The 26,987-nt window shown below is 43.0% G+C and carries 23 protein-coding genes, 1 tRNA gene and 1 other RNA gene; 17 read left to right on the top strand and 8 right to left on the bottom strand.

What is annotated here, in order from left to right; translation table 11 throughout:
- The first annotated feature begins 99 nt into the window (after positions 1 to 99).
- Positions 100 to 1,416, top strand: coding sequence for an ammonium transporter (locus AC5JPO_RS06775; protein ID WP_493854020.1), 1,317 nt, complete (start codon positions 100 to 102; stop codon positions 1,414 to 1,416).
- A 10-nt stretch (positions 1,417 to 1,426) separates the two neighbouring features.
- Positions 1,427 to 2,056, top strand: coding sequence for a hypothetical protein (locus AC5JPO_RS06770; protein WP_493853610.1), 630 nt, complete (start codon positions 1,427 to 1,429; stop codon positions 2,054 to 2,056).
- A gap of 115 nt (positions 2,057 to 2,171) precedes the next feature.
- On the opposite strand, the gene AC5JPO_RS06765 is transcribed toward AC5JPO_RS06770, so the two are convergent.
- The gene (locus AC5JPO_RS06765) at positions 2,172 to 2,921 is read right to left on the bottom strand and encodes a YidX family protein (protein ID WP_493853609.1); all 750 of its coding nucleotides are present in this window, start codon (positions 2,919 to 2,921) and stop codon (positions 2,172 to 2,174) included.
- 146 nt (positions 2,922 to 3,067) lie between these two features.
- Entirely contained in the window at positions 3,068 to 3,535 is a 468-nt protein-coding gene (locus AC5JPO_RS06760; RefSeq protein WP_493853608.1) for an Lrp/AsnC family transcriptional regulator, read from the bottom strand.
- Positions 3,536 to 3,775: 240 nt separating this feature from the next.
- On the opposite strand from AC5JPO_RS06760, the gene rarD reads away from it, so the two are divergent.
- The gene (gene rarD, locus AC5JPO_RS06755; protein WP_493853607.1) at positions 3,776 to 4,798 is read left to right on the top strand and encodes an EamA family transporter RarD; all 1,023 of its coding nucleotides are present in this window, start codon (positions 3,776 to 3,778) and stop codon (positions 4,796 to 4,798) included.
- 113 nt (positions 4,799 to 4,911) lie between these two features.
- On the opposite strand, the gene smpB is transcribed toward rarD, so the two are convergent.
- Positions 4,912 to 5,388: an SsrA-binding protein SmpB gene (smpB, locus tag AC5JPO_RS06750; protein ID WP_493853606.1), complete on the bottom strand. Its 477-nt coding sequence runs from the start codon at positions 5,386 to 5,388 to the stop codon at positions 4,912 to 4,914.
- Positions 5,389 to 5,639: 251 nt separating this feature from the next.
- Here smpB and coaD point away from each other — a divergent pair, with 251 nt between their 5' ends.
- The 12 genes from coaD to recO all read left to right on the top strand — a co-directional run bounded on the left by coaD (position 5,640) and on the right by recO (position 16,012).
- Complete coding sequence (gene coaD / locus AC5JPO_RS06745) at positions 5,640 to 6,158, top strand: pantetheine-phosphate adenylyltransferase (protein ID WP_057758372.1); 519 nt, start codon at positions 5,640 to 5,642, stop codon at positions 6,156 to 6,158.
- 94 nt (positions 6,159 to 6,252) lie between these two features.
- Entirely contained in the window at positions 6,253 to 6,501 is a 249-nt protein-coding gene (locus AC5JPO_RS06740; RefSeq protein ID WP_045453660.1) for a YfhL family 4Fe-4S dicluster ferredoxin, read from the top strand.
- Between the two features lie 55 nt (positions 6,502 to 6,556).
- On the top strand, positions 6,557 to 7,894 hold the full coding sequence (bioA, locus tag AC5JPO_RS06735; protein WP_493853605.1) for an adenosylmethionine--8-amino-7-oxononanoate transaminase: 1,338 nt from the start codon (positions 6,557 to 6,559) through the stop codon (positions 7,892 to 7,894).
- Entirely contained in the window at positions 7,891 to 8,604 is a 714-nt protein-coding gene (gene bioD / locus AC5JPO_RS06730; RefSeq protein WP_493853604.1) for a dethiobiotin synthase, read from the top strand. Before bioA ends, bioD begins: the two co-directional genes overlap by 4 nt.
- A gap of 74 nt (positions 8,605 to 8,678) precedes the next feature.
- Positions 8,679 to 9,045: RNase P RNA component class A (gene rnpB, locus AC5JPO_RS06725), an RNA gene on the top strand.
- A gap of 121 nt (positions 9,046 to 9,166) precedes the next feature.
- Positions 9,167 to 9,243, top strand: a tRNA-Met gene (locus AC5JPO_RS06720).
- Positions 9,244 to 9,630: 387 nt separating this feature from the next.
- Positions 9,631 to 11,430, top strand: a complete 1,800-nt coding sequence (gene lepA / locus AC5JPO_RS06715) for a translation elongation factor 4 (protein WP_319051907.1) — start codon at positions 9,631 to 9,633, stop codon at positions 11,428 to 11,430.
- A 102-nt stretch (positions 11,431 to 11,532) separates the two neighbouring features.
- Entirely contained in the window at positions 11,533 to 12,435 is a 903-nt protein-coding gene (lepB, locus tag AC5JPO_RS06710; protein WP_493853603.1) for a signal peptidase I, read from the top strand.
- A gap of 126 nt (positions 12,436 to 12,561) precedes the next feature.
- Complete coding sequence (locus tag AC5JPO_RS06705) at positions 12,562 to 12,954, top strand: DUF4845 domain-containing protein (protein ID WP_319051905.1); 393 nt, start codon at positions 12,562 to 12,564, stop codon at positions 12,952 to 12,954.
- Between the two features lie 103 nt (positions 12,955 to 13,057).
- Positions 13,058 to 13,855: a ribonuclease III gene (gene rnc / locus AC5JPO_RS06700; protein WP_319051904.1), complete on the top strand. Its 798-nt coding sequence runs from the start codon at positions 13,058 to 13,060 to the stop codon at positions 13,853 to 13,855.
- Between the two features lie 351 nt (positions 13,856 to 14,206).
- A complete protein-coding gene (gene era / locus AC5JPO_RS06695; RefSeq protein WP_493854019.1) occupies positions 14,207 to 15,172 on the top strand; it encodes a GTPase Era in 966 nt (321 codons plus the stop codon).
- Positions 15,173 to 15,235: 63 nt separating this feature from the next.
- Positions 15,236 to 16,012, top strand: coding sequence for a DNA repair protein RecO (gene recO, locus AC5JPO_RS06690; protein ID WP_493853602.1), 777 nt, complete (start codon positions 15,236 to 15,238; stop codon positions 16,010 to 16,012).
- 46 nt (positions 16,013 to 16,058) lie between these two features.
- Here the strand turns inward: recO and AC5JPO_RS06685 are convergent, their stop codons facing one another.
- Positions 16,059 to 16,616 carry a pilus assembly FimT family protein gene (locus tag AC5JPO_RS06685; protein WP_493853601.1) on the bottom strand — a complete coding sequence of 186 codons (558 nt, stop codon included), beginning with the start codon at positions 16,614 to 16,616 and terminating at the stop codon, positions 16,059 to 16,061.
- A 586-nt stretch (positions 16,617 to 17,202) separates the two neighbouring features.
- Here AC5JPO_RS06685 and AC5JPO_RS06680 point away from each other — a divergent pair.
- Together AC5JPO_RS06680 and typA are read left to right on the top strand one after the other, a co-directional pair.
- Positions 17,203 to 18,387 carry an OmpA family protein gene (locus tag AC5JPO_RS06680; RefSeq protein WP_493853600.1) on the top strand — a complete coding sequence of 395 codons (1,185 nt, stop codon included), beginning with the start codon at positions 17,203 to 17,205 and terminating at the stop codon, positions 18,385 to 18,387.
- 343 nt (positions 18,388 to 18,730) lie between these two features.
- Complete coding sequence (gene typA / locus AC5JPO_RS06675; protein WP_319051900.1) at positions 18,731 to 20,581, top strand: translational GTPase TypA; 1,851 nt, start codon at positions 18,731 to 18,733, stop codon at positions 20,579 to 20,581.
- Between the two features lie 150 nt (positions 20,582 to 20,731).
- Here the strand turns inward: typA and AC5JPO_RS06670 are convergent, their stop codons facing one another.
- From AC5JPO_RS06670 to rlmD, 4 genes are all read right to left on the bottom strand, one after another.
- Positions 20,732 to 21,172 carry a hypothetical protein gene (locus AC5JPO_RS06670; RefSeq protein WP_493853599.1) on the bottom strand — a complete coding sequence of 147 codons (441 nt, stop codon included), beginning with the start codon at positions 21,170 to 21,172 and terminating at the stop codon, positions 20,732 to 20,734.
- Positions 21,173 to 21,454: 282 nt separating this feature from the next.
- Positions 21,455 to 22,393, bottom strand: a complete 939-nt coding sequence (gene mutM / locus AC5JPO_RS06665; RefSeq protein ID WP_493853598.1) for a bifunctional DNA-formamidopyrimidine glycosylase/DNA-(apurinic or apyrimidinic site) lyase — start codon at positions 22,391 to 22,393, stop codon at positions 21,455 to 21,457.
- A 56-nt stretch (positions 22,394 to 22,449) separates the two neighbouring features.
- Positions 22,450 to 24,987 (bottom strand): RelA/SpoT family protein, encoded by a 2,538-nt coding sequence (locus AC5JPO_RS06660; RefSeq protein ID WP_493853597.1) that lies wholly within the window; start codon positions 24,985 to 24,987, stop codon positions 22,450 to 22,452.
- A gap of 379 nt (positions 24,988 to 25,366) precedes the next feature.
- Positions 25,367 to 26,938: a 23S rRNA (uracil(1939)-C(5))-methyltransferase RlmD gene (gene rlmD / locus AC5JPO_RS06655; protein ID WP_493853596.1), complete on the bottom strand. Its 1,572-nt coding sequence runs from the start codon at positions 26,936 to 26,938 to the stop codon at positions 25,367 to 25,369.
- Positions 26,939 to 26,987: the final 49 nt, after the last annotated feature.

The raw sequence follows: 26,987 nt of genomic DNA, 5'->3' as shown, positions 1-26,987 counted from the left end.
AACATTTAAAGGGTTGGATAAGTGTTTGGAGATAAAATGAGAACATCATCTGTTGGGCTAGATGTGACAAAGAAAATATGTGGGTCATTACCGCGTAATATGCTCATGCTGAGTACGCTATTGTTTGGCGCGATGGGCCGTGCACAAGCTGCTGAGGCAGATACATTGACCATAGCACAGCTGCTCGAATACCAGAACATTGCTTGGATTATCTGGGCTGGGGTGTTGGTGTTTTTTATGCAGGCAGGTTTTGCGCTACTAGAGAGCGGATCAGTACGCGCAAAAAATGCAGTAAACGTGATGATGAAAAACTATACCGATATGTGTATCGGTGGTTTGGCGTTTTATTTGGTTGGCTTTGGGCTAATGATGGGCACCAATAGTTCTGGATTTGTGGGTACTGATAATTTTATGCCAACTGCCTTGTCCAATATGGACTGGGCACTGATGTTCTTTCAGATGATGTTTGCGGCGACCGCAGTGACGATTGCTAGTGGTGCGATGGCAGAGCGCGTCTCGTTTTTCGGTTATGCGATAGCGGCTTGTTTGATTTGTTTGTTTATCTATCCTGTGTTTGCCAGCTGGGTCTGGGGTGGCTATTTTGGCGGGTCAGGCTGGCTTGCTGAGCGTGGTTTTATTGATTTTGCTGGCTCGACGGTGGTCCATTCTATCGGCGGCTGGTTGGCGCTGGCAGGTGTTTTGGTTATTGGACCAAGACTGGGCCGCTTTGCACCTGATGGGACGCCGCGATTGATCGCAGGGCATAACATGACGCTACTAGCGCTAGGCGGGTTTATCTTGTGGTTTGGCTGGTTTGGGTTCAATGCTGGATCGACCCTGTCTATCACAGGCGATATCGGTCTTATCGCGGTTAATACCTTTGTCGCCGCAGTCAGTGCTGTAGTGAGCTATATGCTTATCTCTCGAACACTAAACAAAGCAATCTTGCTCAGCGATAGTGTCAATGCCAGTTTGATCGGACTCGTGTCTATCACGGCAGGCTGTGCCACAACGACACCTTTATTTTCTATTATTATCGGTGCCGTAGCGGCCGTGGTCTATATACTGTCTACGCAGGCGCTACTAAAGCTCAAGATAGACGATGTGGTCTCAGCAGTGGCCGTACATGGCTTCGGCGGCGTGTGGGGTACGCTTGCAGCTGGACTGTTTTATACAGGGGATTTATTTAATTTATCACGGCTGGGCGTGCAGGCGCTGGGCGTCGGTGTGGCTTTGGTATGGGCATTAGGTCTGGGTCTTATTATGTATAAGCTGATTGATCTGAGCTTTGGATTAAAGGCAAGCCGTTTACATGAGCAGCGTGGCCTTGATTATACCGAGCATGCAGAGCTGGGTTACCCTGAGTTTCAAAAGCAAATGTTTGATGCTAAAAGTCTAACAGAGCGTCACTTATAGGAGAGAGCTGATGAATACTGATACTCAATCCGTAGACCAAACGGTATCCGCGATGGCAGAGGTGCTGGCAAAATACTTACATCCTGAGGAAGTACGACTGCTGAAGACGCAATGGCTACGGTATCCGGCGGTCTCTGTCAAGATGATGCAACAGTGCGTGTTGGACGCAACTCGGCGCTATCCTGAGCTACAAGCGCACAAATCTGAGATTCGTAAAGGCTTTTGGGATACGCTGCAAGCGAGCAATGAGCAGATAGTGGAGACCGACAGTCATCAAGAGACCATCGATACCCCAGTACCATTGCCTCTCTCTGAGCTGGTATTGGCGTTTTATACGGTGATGGAGACGCTTCGCAGTCAACTATCGACCATCGACAGTCGTAACTTTTTTTTGACCATGCACCAAACTGTCTCGCAAGAGCGCACCTTCAAAGGGCATAGTATCAATATCAAATCATTTTTGGATGGTGATCGTCCAGTCGTACCTGACAATGAGTATCTTCTCAACAATTTGATTCAGCTTGCTTATGTTTGCTTGTGCGACGTTGCAGGACCTGTTGAGGCAGATGAGATATTGTTTCAAGCTGCACAAACGACCAAGCAAAGTTATCCAAAAGCAGTCGTCGAGAAGTTGTTTTAATAGACCAAGTGGGTACGTTACGGTTGAGTATGGAGTACCTTTCGATAACGTGCCTTGTATAATGTGGTTTAAAAATTGATATTAGAAAATGGACTGCCTAATAGTTGTCAACTATCTACTCTACCAGTTGAAGCGGGAAGGTAATCACATCAAAAGCGAGTGCAAAGGGTAGCAATACCAGCTTTTGCACACCGTTTGGTCCGCTACGGGTGACCATATCTTGCTGAGTCTTTGTATAGAAGCTTACGGTATAAGGTTTGGTCAAGGCGCGATACTTTGACTGAATGAGCCCCAAATTGCTAACTTGCGGATAGATAGCCCCTTTCACAGGCACGCTGAAGCAAAAGCGCTGAGCATTCATGCGTTGATCACTTGCTGAGGTGCATTCTTTGCCATTGTTTTGCAAAAAGAACTGATAATCCGCGCGCCCAAACTCATCCTTTAGTTTGGCATAAGACAGCTTCATTTCCCCTTGAAAATAGCCATCGTTGTTCGGTACATAAAAGCTCATGTCATTATCAACTTGAATGTTTTTTTGTGTCAGATTACTCAGTAAGTTCACCATCTCAGTCCCACCTTGGGTGAGTACGTAACTGTTCTTCTCACCCACGATCACCATCGTGGCGTTTGGCATTTTGGGTAATGCCTGCGCTGGGCGACCAAAGGCTATGATTTGATCTTCAGAGAGTATCTGTTTTGCCGTATTAGTCGTGACATACTTGCCACTGTCAAGCAATGAGCTGGTAGCGCAGCCTGAGCTGGCTAGTACCATAGCGAACAACGCACTTGTTAGCACTACTTTTGGGCGTAGTGGTTTTTGGGTGGCATGCATATCTGTGCCAGTAGAGTTTGTGTCGTTAGTCATGAGTAGGCGTCCTTGTCTATAGAATGAACCATCGATATTTTACTGCTTATCTAACTTTTATTATATCGTACAGGGATTAGCGACCACTTATCTACTTGTCACCAGAATTTATAAGAAACACCATCGCGTTAGAGAGATAGGGGTTATCAGTCCAACGTGATTTTGGTTCCACTCTTGGTAAAGTTCATCACAAATTGGCTTTTAAAATTACGGACATTATTTTCATATGTCAACAAGCTGCGAGTGAACTGATGATAGTCGCTCATATTTTTGGCATTGACCATCAACATAAAATCAAAATCGCCCGAAACCTCATAGCAGCTCATGATTCGTGATTGTGCGTCCATCAGTCGCTCAAACCGATGCTGCATTGAAGTGTTAGAGCGCTCCATTTCTATCATGACCACCGCCGTCAGACCGTAGCCTACTTTGTCAGGATTGACGATGGCGACTTGTTTGCTAATTACATCATGATCTATGAGTGCTTGTATACGCCGCTGAGCTGTTGCAATAGACACATGTACTCGCTCTGCGACAGTTTTAAGCGGTAATGTCGCATCATCTTGTAGCAAGTTCAAAATAGCTTTATCAGTATTATCTAAAATATGACTCATCTCAGTACATCCTTGGTAGCAGAGAGTTTAATGATTTTATAAAAATTATCACTAAAAATACTAATATAAGAAAATAATAATTTATATACCAGTAATATGATAATTTTATTCATTTATGTACTTATATAGAGATAATATCTCAAAGTACTTAAGTAAAATAGACCATATCAATCAGAGCTACTCAAAAATGAGAGCAAGCGGTTGGGTCTTTACTGTCTATCAATACTTACGGTGCTTATCATGTCTATCTCAATGCTCTCCAATGCATTCGCTAATACGCTAGCAACGACTGCTGCACGTTTGCCATTACCTGCGATTTGGACGGCAGGTAACACACAGCAACGCACTCTGATATTAGGGGTTTCCTTTGCCATATTATCCAATGTGCTATTTGGCGTCCTCTATGCGTATAGCAGTTTTTTGGCGCCATTATCAGGGACGCAGGTTTTCATCTGGCGCATGCTCGCGATGTGGGCAGCGTTGGTCGGATACTTAATAGTGAGTGGACGTCTAGGATTGCACGTTGATAAATTGAAAGTGCTCAAAGGCGCTAAACAATGGGCTTGGTTGCTACTGCCTACACCGATATTTCTGAGCCAGTTTTGGTTGTTTATGTGGGCGCCAGTCAATGGACAAGGTGTACAAACCGCGATGGGATACTTCTTATTCCCACTGATGATGGTGGTGTTTGGTTGCGTGCTTTTTGGCGAAAAACTCAGTCGTTTGCAATGGTTAGCAGTAGCCTTTGCTGCACTGGGTGTGGGTAGCGAAGTTATCCGTACGCAGAGTGTTTCTTGGGCGACGCTATGGGTGTGTGGTACGTATCCTATTTATTACATTTTACGCCGCATGCAAGGAATCGGTGCTGTAACGGGATTGTTGGTCGATTTGACGATATCTGCGCCCTTTGCTTTGGCTTACTTATTCTTTTTTGCCCCAAACAGTGTAGTGATGGTTGGTGGCTCTGGTTTCTTTATCATGATGCTTATAGGATTGGGTGTGCTCAGCGTCTTGGCGATGAAGACCAATATTGATGCCAGTCAAATGCTACCCGTTAATGTTTACGGCATGATGAGCTATCTAGAGCCTGCGTTACTATTTATTTTGGCAGTGACCGTGCTGGGTAATCCTTTTGAGTCAGCGATGATCTATAGCTATGGTCTGATTTGGTTGGGTATTGCCTGTCTGATTGCTCATGGTGTTAGGCAATTGTGTCAGGCTAGTAGAAAGACAGCGTTGTCTTTAGAAGAGCAAATGGCATAAAAAATCACTGGATAGATGTTATAAAGGTGACTATTTAAAAAATGTGATAGACAACAAAAAAGGACGGCTCAGTAAATATTAAGTCGTCCTTTTTTATATAGATTAAATAACGCTTAATCTAAATGCTGTTTGAAGCCGCGCTGCTTATCACGTTCCCAGTCACGATCTTTTAACGTTTTACGTTTATCATGCTGCTTTTTACCCAATGCTAGACCAATTTGACACTTTACTAGCGAGTTTTTCCAGTAGCAAGATAGCGGTACGCAAGCATAGCCTTTTTGGTTGATTGCCCCAGACAGTTTCTCGATCTCACGACGATTTAGAAGCAGTTTACGGGTACGAATACTGTCTGGACTAACGTGTGTAGAGCTCGATAGTAGTGGTTGAATATGCGAACCAAACAAGAAAGCTTCGTTATTGCGAAATATGACATACGCTTCAGTAATCGTCATCTTCCCTGCACGAATAGCTTTTACTTCCCAACCTTGTAGCGCCAGTCCCGCTTCGAAGGATTCTTCGATAAAATACTCATGACGCGCCTTTTTATTGGCGCAAATCTGATTATCAGGTTTTTTTGATTTTTTTGACATAATTTCTCCATAAGGTTTGCCCGAAATGCGAGCGCCTTATCTGATCAGTTCTACTAATTCCTCATCTTAATCCAATAACTAGTCTTGTTTTTTATTTCGATTATGAGATGGATGAGTCGAACTGCCTATTGTATCAAAGCCTCTAATGAAAAGGTAAATCAGCTATTAGGACAAATGTAGCAGATAAGTATTAAGTTTGAGCAAAATTTGCTAGCATATGGCCTAATATCACCGATTATATCAGTCATGCTATGAGCCATTCTATTTCTTCTAACTCCTCAAAGCTACATACCAAAATTCTATATCCTGGTACCTTTGATCCTATTACCAATGGTCATGTGGATCTGGTTACACGCGCCGTCAAGCTATTTGACGAGGTCGTGATTGCGGTTGCCTCAGGGCATCATAAAAAACCCCTGTTCAATTTTGAAGAGCGGGTCGCCTTGGTCGAAACCGTATTTGCAGACTTACCGCAAGTATCTGTGATTGGCTTTGAAGGGTTGCTTGTCGATTTCATGCGCGAAAAGCACGCTACGGCAGTGTTACGTGGATTACGAGCGATGTCAGATTTTGAGTATGAGTTTCAATTGGCCAACATGAACCGCGAGCTAGACGAAAACTTTGAAGCCGTATTTTTGACCCCATCTCAGAACTACTCGTTTATCTCGTCTACCATGATTCGTGAAATTGCCAAACTCGGCGGTGATGTTAATAAATTCGTCCCGCCCTGTGTCTTGCAAGCTTTTGACAAAAAATTAAATATTGAATAGTAGATGCTGACTAAACGGTTTGCTGGTAGGACTTGCCAAAATGGCAAAGAGAGACCAGTTACGCGTGAGACGATTAAAATATAAGGAGCAGTTTATGGCACTATTAATCACTGATGAGTGCATCAACTGTGATGTGTGTGAGCCCGCTTGTCCCAATGAGGCCATCTCAGAAGGCGATGATATCTATGTGATCGACCCAGATTTATGCACAGAATGTGTCGGACATTTTGACGAGCCGCAGTGCGTGGTGATCTGTCCAGTTGACTGTATCCCTCATGATCCTGATCATGTCGAAACAGAGAGTGATTTATTGTCTAAATACAAGCGAATTACGGGTCAATAAAACATTGATAAGCGATTGATGACGTTTGGATTTAGAACGTTTTGGGGACAGCACGATGACTATGGAAACAATAACCACGCAAACAACAACCAAACTCATTCAAGTAGCAAGTGAGTTCGATCAGCGACATCTTTGGCACCCATATGCCAGTCTGCCACCCACTTATTCTAATATCGTAATCGATCGCGCTGAAGGTATTTATATCATCACCGAAGATGGCACGCGTCTGATCGATGGTATGTCGTCATGGTGGGCGAGCGTCCATGGCTACAATCACCCCAAGCTAAACGAAGCGCTGACCCAGCAGTTGAGCAAAATGGCGCATGTGATGTTTGGTGGATTGACCCATCAGCCAGCTATAAATTTAGGCAAAAAACTGCTCGATATTGTACCTGCTGGACTTGATGCGATTTTTTATGCTGACAGTGGCAGTATTGCCGTGGAAGTGGCACTAAAAATGGCATTGCAATATCAAGTCGCTGCCAAGCATCCAAATAAGCAGCAGTTTGCGTCAACCCATTCAGGGTATTACGGTGATACGTGGCATGCCATGAGTGTCTGCGATCCTGTCAATGGTATGCACAGTCTGTATGGCAAGCAGTTACCGATGCAGCATTTTGTTCCTGCGCCGTCAATTGGATTTGATCGCGCATTGACAGTAAATGAGCGTGAATCATTAGCTCAGTTTTTTAACGAGTATGGTGCGCAGCTGGCGGGATTTATCATTGAGCCAATTATTCAGGGCGCAGGCGGAATGCGTTTTTATAGTCCTGAATATCTACAATTGCTGCGTCAACTGTGTGATGAGCATGATGTGCTCTTGATTGCCGATGAAATCGCCACTGGGTTTGGACGTAGTGGTAAATTATTTGCGTGTGAACATGCTGATATCAGCCCTGATATCATGACCATTGGCAAGGCGCTGACGGGTGGCTATATGACTTTTGCTGCAACGCTATGTACCCGTCATATTGCCGATACCATTCATAATAGTGATTATCCAGCGCTGATGCATGGCCCAACCTTCATGGGCAATCCACTGGCTTGTGCAGTGGCATGTGCATCGATTGATTTGATCCTGTCTTATGATATCGAAGCGTGTACCGCAAACATGCAGACTATTATGGAACAGCAGTTAGCGCCTGCCGCGTTATTAGAAGGTGTTGCTGAGGTGCATTGTTTGGGCGCAGTTGCTGTAATTGAGTTGCATGACGCGGTCGATATGCCCATTTTTCAGTCTTTATTGATTGATAACGGTATTTGGGTCAGACCGTTTGGTAAGCTAGTGTACATCATGCCGCCTTACGTGATTACTGATGATGAGCTGACTACCTTATGCCAATCGCTCCTAAAAGTGGTGCGTACGTATTTAGAAAATCGAGGTCAACCATGAGCGTGCTATTTGTATCCGGCATCGATACCGATATCGGTAAAACCTACGCCACGGGACTGCTTGCCAAAGCACTTATGCAACAAGGCGTAAATGTAATCACTCAAAAACTAGTGCAAACGGGCATTAGTAAACAAGCAAATGGCGAGCTAGGCATTGCAGATGATATCTTGAGCCACCGCAAGCTGATGAAGATTCCGCTGCAGCCTTGTGATTTAGATTTTACCACCTGTTTTTATCGCTACGAGAAACCTGCCTCACCGCATCTTTCTGCTGCATTGGCAAACCAGCCCCTAGATATTCAGATGATTACTGAAGCCACCAAAGCATTGCAAGCCGATTACGATATGGTGTTATTAGAAGGAGCAGGCGGCTTATTAGTTCCCATTACTACTGAATTATTGACCTTAGATTATATTGCGGAGCAAGACTATCCTATTGTCTTGGTCACCTCCGGTCGGTTAGGTAGTATTAATCATACGTTACTGAGTTTAGAAGCCATAAAATCGCGCGGCTTAACGGTACATAGTGTGATTTATAATCATATTCATGATGACGCTGAGCAAACGGATGCTGAGATTGCAAACAGTACCATTGATTTTTTGCAAAATTATTTAGCCAGACATTACCCCAAAGCGCACTGGCTACAGATACCATATCTAAAAGATAACTTGGTCGGTAATATTGAAACACTGCCAGAAAATTTTGTTTAGCCCATTTGTATTATCTTCAAAAATAAATCTAAAAGACATGCGCAGGCTCTCATAAGTTTGCTATACTAGCGCGCTTGGTAGACTAGGCGATCGCCGCTGCACACTGGCAACAGATGAGCAGGGGAGGAAAGTCCGGGCTACATAGGGCAGCGTGCCAGCTAACGGCTGGGCAGGGTAACTTGACGACCAGTGCAGCAGAGAGTAGACCGCCTTTAGTATCTTAGGGTATTATCGGTAAGGGTGAAAGGGTGCGGTAAGAGCGCACCGCGTGAATGGCAACATCTCACGGCATGGTAAACTCCACGCGTAGCAAGACCAAATAGGCATCGGCATGGCGCGGCCCGCGTTCGATGCGGGTAGGTTGCTTGAGCGTATTAGCGATGATACGCCTAGAGGAATGATCGTCCACGACAGAACCCGGCTTATCGGTTTACCAAACCTTTTTTATTGTTTGTGGTAGTAATCGTTGCAATTAATCTGAATTACATTCATTTTTTTGCAAAAAATGCCCATTAGGGGTTGACGGCAGTCAACAGCTTGGGCATAATGTGCAGCCTAAAACGGCGATGTAGCTCAGCTGGTTAGAGCGCATGACTCATAATCGTGAGGTCAAGAGTTCAAGTCTCTTCATCGCCACCATATATAGCAGTACTTGCAATATCAAAAAGCCAATCCTTCGAGATTGGTTTTTTTTTGCTTCAAATAATGTCTTGTCTCAAAAGTTTCTAGACGTCACTGCTCAGTTAGATATCCCTTGTCGATTGTCAGTCAATCTTAAACCATTGATAAATCGTCTCTCTACTACTAAAATCGCCTTACTTTGTGGTTGAAAACTGCTAGAATACTCCTTCATGCGTATGCATAAGAGTTAATATGCTTGGCTTTGTATAGTAGGCGACGACATTATTAAAATTGACTGGATTGAGACATCTAATTCTCAACGAAGCACAAGTATCTCCAATTGTACCTGACCGCATCTGTTCTTTAGCTTCATTATTCTATCACCCTTAAATTAGTAGGCGCTTTGTGACTGCATTAGCCAATATTCGTAACTTTTCAATCATTGCCCACATTGATCATGGTAAGTCGACCCTTGCCGATCGTTTTATTCAGATGTGCGGTGCCTTGCAAGATCGAGAGATGCAGGCGCAGGTGCTCGACTCGATGGATATTGAGCGTGAGCGCGGTATTACCATCAAAGCACAGTCGGTAACGCTGTTTTATGATCACCCAAATGGTGAGCGCTATCAGCTGAACTTTATTGATACGCCCGGGCACGTTGACTTCTCATATGAAGTATCACGCTCACTCGCGGCTTGTGAAGGCGCGCTATTGGTCGTTGATGCGGCTCAGGGCGTAGAAGCACAGTCGGTTGCCAACTGCTACACAGCAGTAGACCAAGGTCTAGAAGTAATGGCAGTTCTCAACAAAATTGACTTGCCACAAGTAGAGCCTGAGCGTGTTATTCAAGAGATTGAAGATATCATCGGCATCGATGCAGTAGATGCACCGCGTGTCTCAGCGAAATCTGGTCTTGGCGTTGATAAATTGCTCGAAGCACTGGTTGAGTTTATTCCGGCACCGACTGGCGACCGCGAAGCTCCTCTGCAAGCGCTTATCATTGATTCATGGTTTGATAGCTATTTGGGCGTGGTATCGCTAGTACGCGTACGCCAAGGAACTGTGAGAAAGGGCGATAAGATTTATATCAAATCGACCGGCGATGCTCATCCCGTGAGTTCTATCGGTGTATTCACCCCTAAGCCTGTCGATACTGGTGTTTTAGAAGCAGGCGAAGTGGGCTTTATCATTGCGGGTATCAAAGACATCGCTGGCGCCCCAGTAGGCGATACGATTACGCATTCTAAAACGCCTGACGTCGATCGTATTCCAGGTTTCAAACAGATTACCCCGCAAGTATATGCAGGGATGTTCCCAGTAGATTCTAGTGATTTTGAAAAGTTCCGTGAAGCACTACAGAAACTACAAATCAACGATGCGTCGTTGTTTTTTGAGCCGGATACCTCAGATGCATTAGGCTTTGGTTTTCGTTGTGGCTTCTTGGGTATGCTACACATGGAGATTATCCAAGAGCGTCTAGAACGCGAGTATAACTTGGATTTGATCACCACTGCACCGTCTGTTATCTATGAGATCGAAAAGAAAGGCGGCGAGGTTATCTATGTTGATAATCCATCAAGACTACCTGAGCCGAACAATATCGAAGAGTTCCGTGAGCCGATTGCGCGCTGTCAGATTCTAGTGCCACAAGATTACCTAGGTAATGTCATGACGCTATGTATCGAGCGCCGAGGTGTACAGGTCGATATGCGTTTTATGGGCAAGCAAGTTCAGATTATCTTTGATATTCCGATGGGCGAGGTGGTCATGGATTTCTTTGATCGTCTAAAATCAGTCTCTCGCGGTTTTGCTTCACTAGACTATAATTTTGATCGTTACCAAGTGGATAAACTGGTTAAAGTTGACGTACTAATCAATGGCGATAAAGTTGACGCCTTGGCGATGATTGTCCATCAAGATCAAGCACGTTTCCGCGGTAACCAGCTCGTGACCAAGATGAAAGAGTTGATTCCGCGTCAGATGTTTGATGTGGCTATTCAGGCAGCTATCGGTAGTCAGATTATTGGTCGTAGTACCGTAAAAGCGATGCGTAAAGATGTATTGGCTAAGTGCTATGGTGGCGATGTATCACGTAAGAAGAAACTGCTGTCTAAGCAAAAAGCAGGTAAAAAACGTATGAAGCAAGTGGGTAACGTGGAGATTCCACAAGAAGCCTTCTTGGCTGTCCTGCAAGTAGATAGCTAAACACTAGCGTTATCTACTATAGTTTTGGTACATCACAGTTGAACGTCGTTGGTCTTATCGTCAAAGCAGCTATACAGGCAGCGTGTTAATAGGCAATTTGGTATGGATTTTGATTTTAATTTAATTTTAGTACCGTTAACTATAGGCTTAGGGATTGTATGGCTGTTAGATAAGCTTGCGCTCAAGCAACGTAAAACTCGCGGGCGAGGTCAAGAAAGCCTCTTGGTACGCTGGGCTTATGATTTTTTCCCTGTTTTGGCCGTGGTACTGGTTGTCCGCTCGTTTTTGGTTGAGCCTTTTAATATTCCATCATCTTCTATGGTACCAACGTTGTATACGGGTGACTTCATTGCAGTCAACAAGTATGCTTATGGCGTCCGTTTGCCACTGACTTATAATAAAGTTGTGGATACAGGTGAGCCTGAGCATGGTGATGTGGTGGTTTTCCGCTATCCTGAAAACCCAAGCATCTACTATATTAAACGCTTGATTGGTTTGCCTGGTGATACGGTCAGCTACAGTCAGGGTACGATTTCTATCAATGATGTTCCTGTAGATACGACGCCTATCGATTTTGATGCAAATGCTGAGCTGACGTCACAGCTCTATTTGCCAGGACAGATGGGTCCAGGTCAAGTGCTCACTGAAGAGAGTGCGGCTGCAATGGGTCAGCAAGAAGAAGACGCAGCAACGTACTTTCAAGAAACGCAAGGTGACAACAAGCACTTAGTTCGCTATTTAGATGGTATGAACAGCGCACAGTACGCGCCTTTTTTACAACAACAATCGCCAGAAGTGGTTGATTCAGAAGGCACAGAGTGGCGTATCGAAGTACCAGAAGGTCAGTATTTTGTGATGGGTGATAACCGCGATCGTAGTGCGGATGGTCGATTTTGGGGATTTGTTCCTGATGAAAACCTAGCAGGTAAAGCCGTCTACATATGGATGCATAAACCACCTGGACTAAATTTACCGACCTTTGAGCGTAATGGTACTATTGATTAACATTGTGATTGCTCTATTGGTTGATTTATAGATAATAGTTTTATGCTAATATCGTTGCTATCCAATCGATGACTGTCTGATAAGTAGCCATCAAAAACAGTTATTTACCCATAGAGGAATATCATAATGCAGCAGTTATCTGGTTTGACCACGCAGCGCGGTGCTAGTGTGACCAATATCGTTCTCATTATTATGGTGCTGGGTATTTCTCTGAAGCTTATGGTAGCTATCCTACCTGCTCAAATTGGTGACTATCAGTTAACAAAGCTTTTGAGCGCAGAGCTAAAAGTAGCCAACAATAATAATGAAACAGCTAAGCAGTTCGTTGAGCGTGTGAATAAACAGCTGTCTATCAATGCTGATTATGATACCAAGGCAGAAGAAGTATTTACTTTTACCGACAAAAAAACAGGCCAATTGGCTATTCATAAAAAATACGAAGTAACCAATAATTTTTTTAGCAATGTTGATATTGTCAATCGTTTCGAAGGCAATGTTGATATGGCTGAAGCAAAGTAAGCGGCAGCAATCCAGCACAGTACTTTTGTACTCTTGATATTGCCCAACGTATACTTTTATTAAACTAAATCTGTAAAACAGAAGGGATAACCACAAGCCACGCATGAAACCAACTTCGCAACATTCCCAAGCGGTTCCTACTCCCAAAAAAAATAGCACGTCTGTCGACACGCTTGTTGTTAGCTCAGAATTTATTCAGCGGTTAGCGGTATTGACGCGTAAGTTAGGCTATGTGTTTAATGACTTAAGCCTCCCAAAGCTTGCATTGACACATCGCTCATTTGACAGCAAAAAAAACTACGAACGTTTAGAGTTTTTAGGCGACGCGCTGTTGGGTATGATTGTGGGCGAAGCGCTATACCATCGTTATCCTAATCAGAATGAAGGACGTCTCACTCGTATGCGTGCCACGCTTGTACGCCAAGAGTCTCTGGTTATCATTGCGCAAAACTTGGAGTTGTCTAACCATCTAATATTAGGCGTAGGTGAGCGTAAAGGTGGTGGTCGCAATCGCGCCTCTATTCTGGCTGACGCAGTAGAGTCATTGATTGGTGCTATCTACTTAGACAGTCATGATATGGATATTACTAGAAACTGCGTGCTGTCATGGTATGGAGATTTGATCGATAACGTCAACGACCAAAAAGCACTAAAAGACGCCAAAAGCCGTTTGCAAGAGTGGCTACAGTCGAAGCAGTTTGATTTGCCAAACTATGAGCTAATGGAAACGCGCGGTAATGCTCCCCATCAAATCTTTGTAGTACGCTGTCACGTCAATATCAATAACTGTCCTGATATTACTGAATCTGGTGAGAGTCGCCGTATTGCTGAGCAAAAAGCAGCAGAGCTTATGATCAATCAGCTACATAAACTTCCAGGATCAGCCAAAAAGCGTCCTTAGTGAATGGCTATCGATATCCGCAAAAATATTTTAACTATAGAGTGTCACTTTCAAGCGAGGATACCTTGAAATGCACTGTTTAACGCTACCTTACCTATCAATCGTCTTAAAACTTTAAATATTACTGGCCGATAGCCAATAGCAATGACATAAGCAAGCTATTAAGCGATATCTGGCTAGATACAACCCCTATAGGAATACCTTATGAGCAATCGTACTGATTTGCCATCAAACAAAGAAGACAACACTCAAGACATGATCGAACATGCTGATAACGATTTAGACCGAGACAATATCGAAATTACTGATGGCGATAGTGATAACGTAGAAGATGTCACAGTAGACAATGATATGGCGATCGAAGAGTTTTTTTCACCAAGTAATAATGTTCGCATAGCTGATGACTTCAGATCAGGTTATGTTGCGATCGTTGGACGTCCAAACGTAGGTAAATCAACGTTGATGAACCATCTGCTTGGTCAAAAGTTATCTATTACCTCACGTAAGCCACAAACGACTCGCCACCGTATTCATGGCATTTTATCGAACCATGAAATGCAAGCTGTGTTTGTTGATACGCCAGGTATTCATCGTAATGAGGTGCGTGCGATTAACGAGCGCATGAATAAAGCAGCAGTATCTGCTTTGGTGGATGTTGATCTCGTATTATTTGTCGTTGACTCAGATCAATGGCGTGATGATGATTTGCTGACGTTGCAAAAACTTGGTGAAACCAATTTGACAGTCGTACTGGTGATTAATAAATCGGATACGCTAAAAGATAAAGGCAGTGTGTTACCGCTTATTGAAACCTTCAATGAAAGTTTCGATTTTGCTGATATTGTTCCAGTATCTGCGCTCAAAAACCAAAATTTAGATCGTCTGCAAGAAGTCATTGCCTCACATCTACCAATTGCCGCACCTATCTATGATACAGAGCAAATCACTGATCGCTCAGAGCGCTTTTTGGCTAGTGAAATCATCCGCGAAAAAATCATGCGTAGTGCAGGTGATGAAGTACCCTATGACTTGACTGTACAGATTGACGCTTTTAAAGATGAACCTGCGCATACTGATCCAAAGACAGGGCGTCCACGTAAAGCATGCACTTTTATTGATGCGACTATATTTGTTGAGCGCGGTGGTCAAAAAGCTATCGTCATTGGTGACAAAGGTCAACGTATTAAGCAAGTCGGTATGGATGCTCGTAAAGATATGGAGCAGCTGTTCGATAAGAAGATTATGCTGACATTATGGGTCAAAGTAAAACGTGGTTGGTCTGATGACGAACGTGCATTGACCAGCTTGGGCTATTGATAGCGATTAAAGGGTAGTGCGGTAATACTGCTACCCATATATTAAATGCTGAGGTGATAAACGATGCGTAACGAAGCGTTAATTGGTTATTTATTACATCAGCGACCTTATCAAGAAAAGCGTGCGTTGTATTATCTTTTTTCTCAGCAGCATGGCGTGATTCATGGTGTTGGGAAAAAAGGCGCACCGCTATTTATGCCTCTGCAGCTTTTTGCGACGGGTAAACGCGATTTAAAGACATTCAGTCAAATTCATATCACCTCGCAAACGGTCACTCAAACAGATAGCGCATTAGAAGATAGTTTTGCCAAGACTTCACAAGCAGTACCTTACGCCAATATCAATGGTCAACACCAATATGCAGCGTTATATCTTAATGAGATACTGTGGCGCCTGTTACCTACCGAAGATCCAATGCCTATTTTGTGGCAACATTATCAAACCAGTTTAGAGCGCCTTAAGCAGTCTTTGAGTGCTAATGAGCTACGCCTATGTTTGCGCCAATTTGAAAAGCATCTGTTTAATGAGCTTGGTTTTACGTTAACGCTAACACATGACAATGTCGAAGATAATATTGAGCCTGATGGTGTTTATCGGTTTTTACCTGATGTAGGTCTACTGCCTATTGCACAAAACGATACTGAATCTGAGCATTTGGAAAGTAGTACTAGCCAAACGGTTCTCAAAGGTGTGGATATTATTGAAATGGCACATCTTGGTATTGTTGAGACGACACTAAACAATTGGTCAAAGCTTCATCGGCATCTGATAGATCATTTACTTGACTATCAACCATTACAAAGTCGGCTACTATGGCAACAGCAGCAGCGTTATCAGTGAATTTATTCTTTCAAGTCATATAGTCAGCATGAGCTCTTTCGTCATGCTAGCAACCAGTAGGATGGTCTGCGTTAGGTTTGTATCTGACAATACCTGCTTGGTTGAATGATATCTGGTACATTGTCTGGTTGTAAGAAGAGGTGGGACAGTACTTAATATGTCCGAAGTGTCCTCGAGGTTTGCCACTATCCCCCCAAAACTTAGTATAGTGACGTCTGCTACCTACTCTCAGTTTTACAGTACTGTACTTCAGGTTCAAAATCTGCTTAGCTAGCAAAGTATCTACTTGAGCATCAAAACGATGGTTGTTATTTTTATCTACAAACGCTAAAAGCGTTTTATCACCATTTCTATGGCATCGTCTTTCATTTTTAGCCAAACAGACTATTATATCTTGTCTACTGATATAACTTTCAGCTTTGGCTAGAGATAAAGTGTTTTCCAGCTGGCTCTTAACACGGTTTGCCTCCATACGTGTTAATTGTGTCAAAATACTTGGCGTGGCTATGGCAGTAACAATAGCCAATACTGAAATAGTTACCATCAACTCAACCAGAGTGAATCCTTGACTACTTTCTGATGATATCTTACGACGCCATCTCATAAGCTGCCATATCCCATAGTATTAAATTATTTTAATAAATGATCTAGCCTGTCCTATAGCTTCTATCAAACGCGATGCTTAGAGGCTTTCAATTAAAGTAGCTAAATGCTGCAACTGAAGTTAGTATACAAAACTGGTACGTTGGCAAATTTGCTTTATGCCTAGAACAATGTTGACTGTCTTAATATAAACAGAATATATACCTACTGTCAAAAAATGTTTCAATTAGTGAATTATCCATATTAAGCATAGAGAAAAATTATAAATTGTAATAAAATATGTTCAAACGGTAGGTGTGGTCTTATCAATATCTACCGCGAACTCACATACAATAGATAAAATTCGTAAGGTATGTTAGTTCTGAGTAACTTAGGCAATGGATTGTGTTTTAGTTGCAACATCATCGTGTAATAATGTGTAGCTCGTTAACGAAAAACGTTGTAAACTGAATTGATAATCGCTAAGCTGCTTCTTAATTAGTTTTGCTCTGTAACTTAAATGTGTAAAAGATGTCTACTTTAAAGAAAACGTCTTGAGAATCGGTTTTGCTTAATGCATTACTAAAATTATCCTTTGGAGGAAGTCCATGAAACTGAATAAAATCGCTCTAGCACTGTTCGCTGTAACAGCTGCACCTTTAGCAGCCAATGCTGGTGTAACTATCAGCCCACTATTACTAGGTTATCACTACAGCGAAGGCGCTGATGATGATCAAGCGGAATTATTGGGAGACTATAGCGGTAATGGCGATAGCTATTACAAAGAAGATGGTCTTTACACTGGTGCAGCATTAGGTATCGAATTGACTCCTTCTACTCAGTTCCAAGTAGAGTATGGTGTATCAGATACTGATGCTATCCGCCAAGATGGTTCTGATAACTTTGATGCAGAACAAGAAATGATTTCTGGTAACTTCTTGATCGGTACTGAAGAGTTTACTGGTTATACTGATAGTGCACTTAAGCCTTATGTACTAGTTGGTGCTGGCCAGTCTAAGCTTGAGATTAAAGATTCTTCAGGTGATAAAGTTAGTGGTACTAAAGACACTATCGGTAACCTAGGTCTAGGTGCTATGTATCGTATCAACGATGCACTAAGCCTACGTGGTGAAGCTCGTGCGATTCACAACTTTGATAACAACTGGTGGGAAGGCATGGCTTTAGCCGGTCTAGAAGTTGTACTTGGTGGCCATTTAGCACCTACAGTAGCAGTACCACCAATGCAAGAGCCAATGGTTGATACTACTCCAGTAGTTGTTGTTGAAGCTGACCTTGATTCTGATGGTGATGGCGTACCTGATAGCATGGATGCATGCCCAGGCACTCCAATGAATGTAGTAGTTGATGAGCGCGGTTGCCCAGTACCAGTAGATATTACTGACGAGCTGAAAATGGAACTACGTGTATTCTTTGACAACGACAAATCGGCTATCAAAGCTCAATACCAGCCAGAAATCGCTAAAGTAGCAGAGAAGATGCGTGAGTATCCTAACTCTACAGCTCGTGTAGAAGGTCATGCTTCTAAAACTGGTCCTTCAGCACGTTACAACCAACGTCTATCTGAAGCTCGTGCCGTTGCTGTTAAATCTATGCTAACCAACGAATTCGGTATCGCTCCAAACCGTCTATCAACTGTTGGTTATGGTTATGACAACCCAATTGCATCAAACGACACTGAAGAAGGTCGTGCTATGAACCGTCGTGTTTATGCCATCATCACTGGTGACAAAACTATGACTGTTGAGCAAACTAAAGATATGGTTGTTCAATAAGTATTAGCTAATCAGCTGTATAGTTAAATATACGGTTACAAAAAAAGTCACCTAATGGGTGGCTTTTTTTTATTTGTGAATTGAGAAAAGTAAGTTATTTCATAAATTTATGAATCAATAATGTTATACTAGCCACCCAAACATTCTGTAAATTGACAGAATGTACATTAGCATAGCTATCTGTACGATGAATTTATCGGCATAGATATTTGATTATATTGAATTTTTTGATAGCACTTATACTGTGTCATCTGAATTTTAGTATCTATCTGATTGATGATAAGAGTTTATCCAGCGGCGCTTATTGCTACTGCATTTTTTTAAGACGACACGAGCATTTTATATGGCGAACGATATCAAACACCTGCGTAACATTGCAATTATTGCCCACGTTGACCACGGTAAAACAACTTTGGTTGATAAATTATTACATCAATCTGGTACTTTTGGTGATCGTGCAAACATCGCTGAACGTGCAATGGATTCAGGTGATATTGAGCAAGAACGTGGTATTACTATTTTGGCTAAAAACACAGCTATCCGCTGGACAGATCAGACTTCAGAAACTGAATACCGTATCAACATTGTTGATACCCCAGGTCACGCCGATTTTGGTGGTGAAGTTGAGCGTGTAATGTCAATGGTTGACTGCGTATTGCTAGTTGTCGATGCTGTTGATGGTCCAATGCCTCAGACTCGTTTTGTAACGCAAAAAGCATTTGAGCAAGGTCTAAAACCAATTGTTGTTATCAATAAAATTGACCGTCCTGGCTCACGCCCTGACTGGGTAATGGATCAAATCTTTGATTTGTTTGATAACTTAGGTGCTAATGACGAACAGCTTGATTTCCCAGTTGTTTATGCGTCGGCATTGAATGGTATTGCAGGTCTAGAAGCAGACGATCTAGCTGATGACATGACCCCACTTTTCAAAACTATCGTCGATGTTGTACAGCCTCCACAAGTTGATGCTGATGCTCCGTTCCGTATGCAAATCTCAAGCCTTGATTACAACAGCTTTGTTGGTGTGATTGGTATTGGTCGTATCCAGCGTGGTAAAGTTAAACTTAACACGCCAGTGACCATTATCGATAAGCATGGTAAGACACGTAACGGCCGTATCCTGAAAATTATGGGCTATCATGGTCTTGATCGTATCGATGTTGAAGATGCGCAGGCAGGTGATATCGTTTGCATTACTGGTATCGATGCACTAAATATTTCTGATACCATCTGTGATCCTAATAATGTTGAAGCGCTACCACCACTAACGGTTGATCAACCTACAGTATCGATGAACTTCCAAGTAAACAACTCACCGTTCGCTGGTCGTGATGGTAAGTTTGTGACGTCACGTAATATTCGTGAGCGTCTTGAGCGTGAGTTGATTCATAACGTGGCATTGCGTGTAGAAGATACTGAGTCTCCTGATAAATTTAAGGTATCAGGTCGCGGTGAGCTTCATCTATCTGTACTTATCGAAAACATGCGCCGTGAAGGTTTCGAGATGGGCGTATCAGGTCCAGAAGTTATCGTAAAAGAAGTTGATGGTAAGCTACAAGAGCCGTACGAAAACGTTGTTTTCGATATTGAAGAAGAGCATCAAGGTTCTATCATGGAGCAGGTCGGTCTACGTAAAGGCGAGATGACCAATATGGAGCTTGATGGTAAAGGCCGTATGCGCATTGAAGCCACGATCCCAGCTCGCGGTTTGATTGGTTTCCGCTCTGAGTTTTTAACATTGACTTCAGGTAGCGGTATCATGACGTCAAGCTTCTCACATTACGGTCCACAAAAGATTGGTGATGTTGGTGGTCGCTCTAATGGCGTATTGGTTTCTATGGCAAACGGTACTTGCTTAGGTTTTGCACTATTTAACCTACAGAAACGTGGTAAGTTATTTGCTGAGCCACAGCTTGAAGTTTACGAAGGTATGATTGTTGGTCTTAACTCTCGTAACGATGATATGACAGTTAACCCAACGACTGCTAAACAGCTTACCAACGTACGTGCAAGTGGTACTGATGAAGCATTGACGTTGACGCCAGCCGTCAAATTTACTCTTGAGCAAGCGCTTGAGTTTATTCAAGACGACGAATTGGTTGAAGTAACGCCAAAAGCGGTACGTATCCGTAAGCGTTACTTGACCGAAAGTGAGCGTAAGCGTCACGGTCGTAGCAAGAAAGGTGCTTAATATTTTAGTATCTCTAAAATAAATCAATAAAAAAGGCTAACGTAACGTTAGCCTTTTTTTATATCTGTTTATAAATCGTTTGTTCACAAGCTGACAGTTCTTAAACTACCCAAAAAACCGTTAACAATAGTAATCTATGGAATGACAGTTCTATGGAGTGACAACCACGTAATCGTTGGTATTAATCAAAATCTCTGATGGTTGATCAACGACGATACGTACAATATTATTATCAACAACCTGCGATTTATAGTAGTTGTCTTCGGCAACGGTACAGCCTAAACATCTTCCCATGGCATCCCAAGGCTCAACAAACAATTTTTGCTGCGCTTGGTCTGCATTACCCCCAATAAGTGAGAAGGGTAGACTAACGAGATACACTGCGGTACCAGCCACAGCATTAACGAGCTGTAATGGCTTGCCAACGACTGTATCAACTACCATTGTCTCGTATGAAGGACCAAAGTCAGTCTCGTCTATTTCTATGGCTGCAAAAGTAGGCTGCATACTAGCAACCATTAACCCTAAGGTAGCAACAACAGTGAAGAGGCTTTGCTTAACTGTGCGTTGGGTTTTAGCTTTAACAGTCATGACGATATCCTAAGATTCATAATTAGTATGATTAATGGCTGCTGCTGTCTTCACACGAGAATAATGCGGCAACGATATACGGGTATAGTATTACAGAAAAATAAATAGCTTGCACTGTTTATGTAAGAGCTCCTTCTATTAAAGCAAGATGCACGTCAATAAGCAACAAGAATGCGCAGGATATTCTTACTGCAATAAAACATATTTTGCTCAGTTAGAGCGACTTGGTAAGAGTGCTCGCTTGAGCTTAAGGCAAAATAAGGCGCCATGTATAGCCAGCGGTTATGCTAGCGGTTGACACTCTGGACAGTAAACGCTGGCTCTACCATTGAGTTTTATATTCTCTAATGTAGTGTCGCAATGTAGACAGTGCTCTCCTTGCCGACCATAAACGTTTAAAGTTTGTTGAAAGTAACCAGTCTGACCACTCGCTACTGTAAAATCGCGTAGCGTCGAACCCCCAAGTTTAATGGCCTTTTTTAAGATATCTTTAATATGATCAACCAAGATATTAAGCTGTTGGTATGAGATTTGGTTAGCAGGGGTAGCAGGATGAATACCTGATAGATAAAGGCTTTCGGTCGCATAAATATTACCAACACCTACCACAACTTTTTGTTCCATAATCACTGATTTAATGGCTCGAGTGATAGATTTTTGCTGCTTGGTCGATAAGGATCTGTCCGGTTTTGTACTGAGGTTATCTTGACGACCAGAGTCAGTACGTTGAATCAACGCGTACAAATAATCTGCAGTGAACGCTTTTGAGAGTGGTTCAGGACCTAGGTGATCTAATAATTTAGCACCGTAATCTTTGTACCATAGTACTGAGCCAAAACGTCTAGGGTCATAGTAGTGTAGTTGAGACTTTGTATTGTCAGCATTGTTAAAAGTTATGATCAGGTGATCATGTTTGCGTTTATCAGTACCATAGGGATGCTGCTGCAAACTACCTGACATTCCTAAATGAACGAGCATCTGAAGTGGTGATGCTGTTTTGATGAAGGCAGACTTGTCATCAACTATGATAGGTAAAAAATTGAGAACGAGATATTTTGCTCGACGCTCCACGCTATCTAACGTGTGATTCACTACACTATCTAGGTCATCTGGCATTGCCCAGCGTAATTTGGGTTGGAACACTTTTATATCAGCTACCTGTTGTCCCAATAGCGGTGCAAGGCTGGTTTTGGTCGTTTCTACTTCTGGCAATTCAGGCATAGTATTCTTATGACAACTCTATTGTTGAATAATCGATATATAGATAACGGTATGACTTAAGCGACAGCACGGCGAGCATGCAAAATACCATGTTGCTGCTCTAGCTTTGCTAGTAGCTTAGACAAATGTGCCAACCCTGAAACCTCGATATGAAACTTTAGAAAGGCAATATTGTCATCATTACTAAGGGTCTGAACTTGGCGAATATTGACATTTTCTTTGTCAATAATTTGCGTCAGATCACGCAATAAACCACGCCTGTCGTATGCCTCCACATGAATATCAACTGGTTGATAGCGACCTGATTGTACCTCCCAAGCTGCTTCGATTTTGCGTTCGGGATCACGCTCAACCAGACGTGTATATTCAGGGCAACCGCGGTTATGAACACTCACGCCTCGTGATAACGTAATATATCCAGCGATTGGTTCGCCGTGCACAGGATGACAGCAGCCTGCTAAGTTGACCTCAATATTATCTAGACCATCGATATGGATTTTGTAAGCATCAATCTTACCTGAGTCTCTATTGTCCACATGAGAGGTGAAATTCTCTGACGGTATTTCAGGCTCTAGATGCAGCTGACGCGAGATATGACTGGTAAGCTGATTAAGTCCAATATCACCTGTAACAAGACCCACAATAATATCATCGGTGGTATTAACGTGAAAATGCTGAATATAGTCATTTAAATCAATACTATTAGGATGTACAGACAGGCGCTCAAGCTCTTTGCTGAGCATCTGGCGACCTATCTCTATATTCTTATCACGATCTTGTTTATTGAACCACTGACGCAGTTTTGAGCGCGCACGGTTGGTATGAATATAACCTAGTGAGGCCACTAACCAGTCGCGGTTTGGCTCACGTGAAGACTTGGTAATAATCTCAACCTGCTCACCTGTTTTGAGTTGATAGGTCAGTGGTACATAGCGCTGATTGACTCGAGCGGCTTGGGCACTGTTGCCTACTTGAGTATGCACGTAGTAGGCAAAATCAAGAACAGTTGCACCTTTGGGCAGTTCGGTAATGTCGCCATCACGACTAAAGATATAAATACGCTCGAGCTCGTCGAAATCAACGAGTTGTTCTTCTTCATCGAACTCTGTGTCATCTATCTCTTCGCCTGTGAGAGTAGATGAGCGCGTTTGACTACGCGTTTCATTATTAATAGACAATAACTGACGTAGCGAGCTGATTCTTTGATTTAAGTAGTTGTCCTTTTTGTTCTTCAGACCTTCTTTATAGTTGACATGCGCACACATGCCAAGCTCAGCCTCAAAATGCATTTCGTGCGTACGAATCTGCACTTCAAGGGACTTGTTCTCAGCAATGACTGCAGTATGTAGAGAGCGATAGCCATTTGACTTTGGATTGGTAATATAGTCATCAAACTGCTCAGGAATATAACGCCACAAGCCATGTACCAGACCCAAAACATGATAGCAGTCAGAGGGATTGGTTACCAATACACGTAGTGCACGAATATCATAAAGCTGATCGAACGACAAACCCTTAAGTTTCATTTTGCGATAAATGGAATAGATGTGTTTGACACGTCCAGAGACCTCACCTTCAATATTTGCCTGTGATAGTGAATCATTGAGCTTGTCTTGCACACGCTGGATGTAGGATTCGCGTTCGCTGCGTTTCTCTGACAGTAATTTGGCAATTTCTTTATATCTGTCAGGCGCAAGATAACGAAAAGCCAAGTCTTCAAGCTCCCATTTAAGCTGTGCAATACCCAAGCGATGCGCGAGTGGCGCATAAATAGTCATGACTTCGCGTGCAACGCGGCTCTGACGCTCTTCATTAGAAAAAGTCAGCTCACGCATAGCAAAGGTACGCTCTGCCAGCTTAATGAGAACCACGCGTACGTCATTGGTGACAGAGATAAGCATGCTGTAGATGTTTGACAGCTGATCACGTTGGTTGTTTACGAAATGGTCTTCTAAGCGCTTGTTGCTCTCAATAATTTCTGAGAGCTTACCCATGGCCAAGGTGTCTTTGACAAGGGTATGGACGTCTGAGCCGAAGTTTTTCTCTACTTCAGCAAGACTAATGATCGACTTACGAGCACTACGGTATAGCATGGCTGCGACGAGTGCATCTTCATCCTGATAGAGATATGTCAATATATCCGTCATTCCGATGCCGGTCACATAAGCCCCTGAACGCTCAGATTGGCTGGTGTTCATATGATTGCGGATAAACTCACAGGCAGCACTAAGATGAGGCACTGACTCTTGTCCAATGCGTTTGGCAACATTATCTAGCCATGTTGGGACGTCGATATTGGCTTGATCTATATCAACAGCCTCAAGCTCTTCATTTGACTGCGCGTAGGTATTGTCTAATTGCTCATTATCAAGCTTGGGATCGCGGCCATCATAAGTATGTGCAGCGGAGCGATCAAAAGTCGTATGTAGTTTATGAGTTGCCAGCTGGTATTTGATATCGAGGGGAATTTGGGCATAGCTATTGGCCGACTGATGAGAGCGTTGGCTCGCTACCAGTTGCGCCGCTAGTGTTGCACTATCGGCCTGTGTGGTCTGTCCATCCACCAGTGGTAATCCTTCACGAATCTTTACCATAGCCGACTCCTCTTAGCTATTTTGAATTGATTATAACCTCATCTACTATGCACACACTCTGAATTGACGATTCATAAAGTGCCAGCTATAAACCAATACAACTGCTAAAAATGTTATTTTTAGCAGCTATAAAATGCGCGTAAAATATATAAAGCTATGAGCGTAGGTACTTCTCATACTTTGATCTAAAATATAAGAAGATTGTTTACTATTATCTCACTTTGAAATGACAAATCAAGCGAGCGTCTGTAATGACTGTGGCTAATTGTATGGATTAGCCGTTATTTCTCGATAAGAACTTATCCAAATTTTGTATCAGATTATGTCATCATCAAACGTCTACTTAATATGGCTTATTCATCATATGATAGGGCCTAAATTAAACGGCTACTTTTTCAAAGCGAGCGATAGATTCAACATGGCCTGTATGGCAGAACATGTCCATTACACCCGCGTGTGTTAGACGATAGCCTTGCTCTAGCAATGCCTTTGTATCACGAGCGAGCGTTGCTGGATTACAAGAGACATAGACGATACGCTCCGCATTGAATTTTGGCAAATACTGCATAATCTCCCACGCACCAGAGCGTGGTGGATCGATCAATAGTGCATCAAAACCTTGATTGGCCCAAGGCTTGTCAGTGCAGTCTTGCGTCAAATCTTGACTATAAAATTCAGTGTTATTGATACCATTGCGGCGTGCGTTGTCAGCCGCGCGTTCGGTCATAGCTTCGCTACCTTCGACCCCAATCACTGAACCTGTCTCTCCAACTAGACGCGCTAAAGGTAGACTAAAGTTGCCCAAACCACTGAACAGATCCAGCACTCGTTCGCCTGCTTTTAGATCCAACAAGTCGCAAGCCAGCTTCGTCATTTGACGGTTTACAGATAGGTTGACTTGGGTAAAGTCAGTAGGGATAAACTCAAAGGTTAAGTCATATTCTGGCAGCTGATAATACAAGCGACCAAACTGCTCGCTTAAGTCGTCGGCATCGGTTAAAGCGATACGTTGAATGCTATCAGCACCTTTCGACTGCAGATATAGCTGCCAGTTACGCGCTGCAAAGAATGCTTTTAGTTTATCTATATCCGCATCTGACAATGGTTCTAAGTTACGTACGATAAGGGCAACTGGCTGATCGCCATCAGGTAGCTCAGGCAAATGCTCACCCATCGCAAGCTCAAGCTGAGCAATCTTATCGCGACTGTCCAATGTGCTAATTAGAGTCTTTAGGTTTTCGATCTCAAAGCCAATACGGGGGTCTAAAATATGACACTCATTTAGCTCTGCCAAAAAGTTGCTCGAGCGCTCACGAAAGCCGACCAGCGCCGTTTCTTTTTTGACCACATAACGCACGCCTAGACGTGCTTTGGTACGGTAGCCCAGTCGATCGCCGACAACAGGAGGCAACCAGTTATCCGGTGCTGCATTGGCTTGATGTACCAGCATCTCAGCAAGTACAGTTTGCTTAAAGTTTATCTGACCATCTGGCTGCCAGTGTTGTAAGTTACAACCGCCGCAAACCCCAAAATGCGGGCAAGGCGGTACCGCGCGCTCAGGATTTGGATTGGCAGTAATACTAATTGCATCGCCTTCTTCAAAACTGGCACGGCTATTGGTTATTTTGACCAAGGCGCTTTCACCCGGTAGGGCAAAGCTGACAAATATCTTTTTGCCGTGTTTGTCTTCAGCGTGACCATCATCAATACCAAAGCCATTACCATAGACAGCAACGCCGCGACCATCATGTGATAAGCCATCAATGTTAAATGGAATTGGCTCTGCATCTTTTAGACGACGACGCGTTTTGGATGATGGTTTAGATTTTTTCTTACTAGGCGGAATAGCAATCTTTTGGGTGTCTTTCATCTGAGATTCATTCGTTTGAGTGTCACTGTTTTGTGATGTCGCATCAGATGCTATAGGCGTTTTTGAATCGGTGGGTTGCATAAACCTGCCTTAATAATAAATAAAATAAATAACTAGAAAAGGGGAGTGA

The organism is Psychrobacter sp. H25 (assembly GCF_059076335.1).
This window is presented reverse-complemented; position numbering and strand designations above follow the sequence as displayed.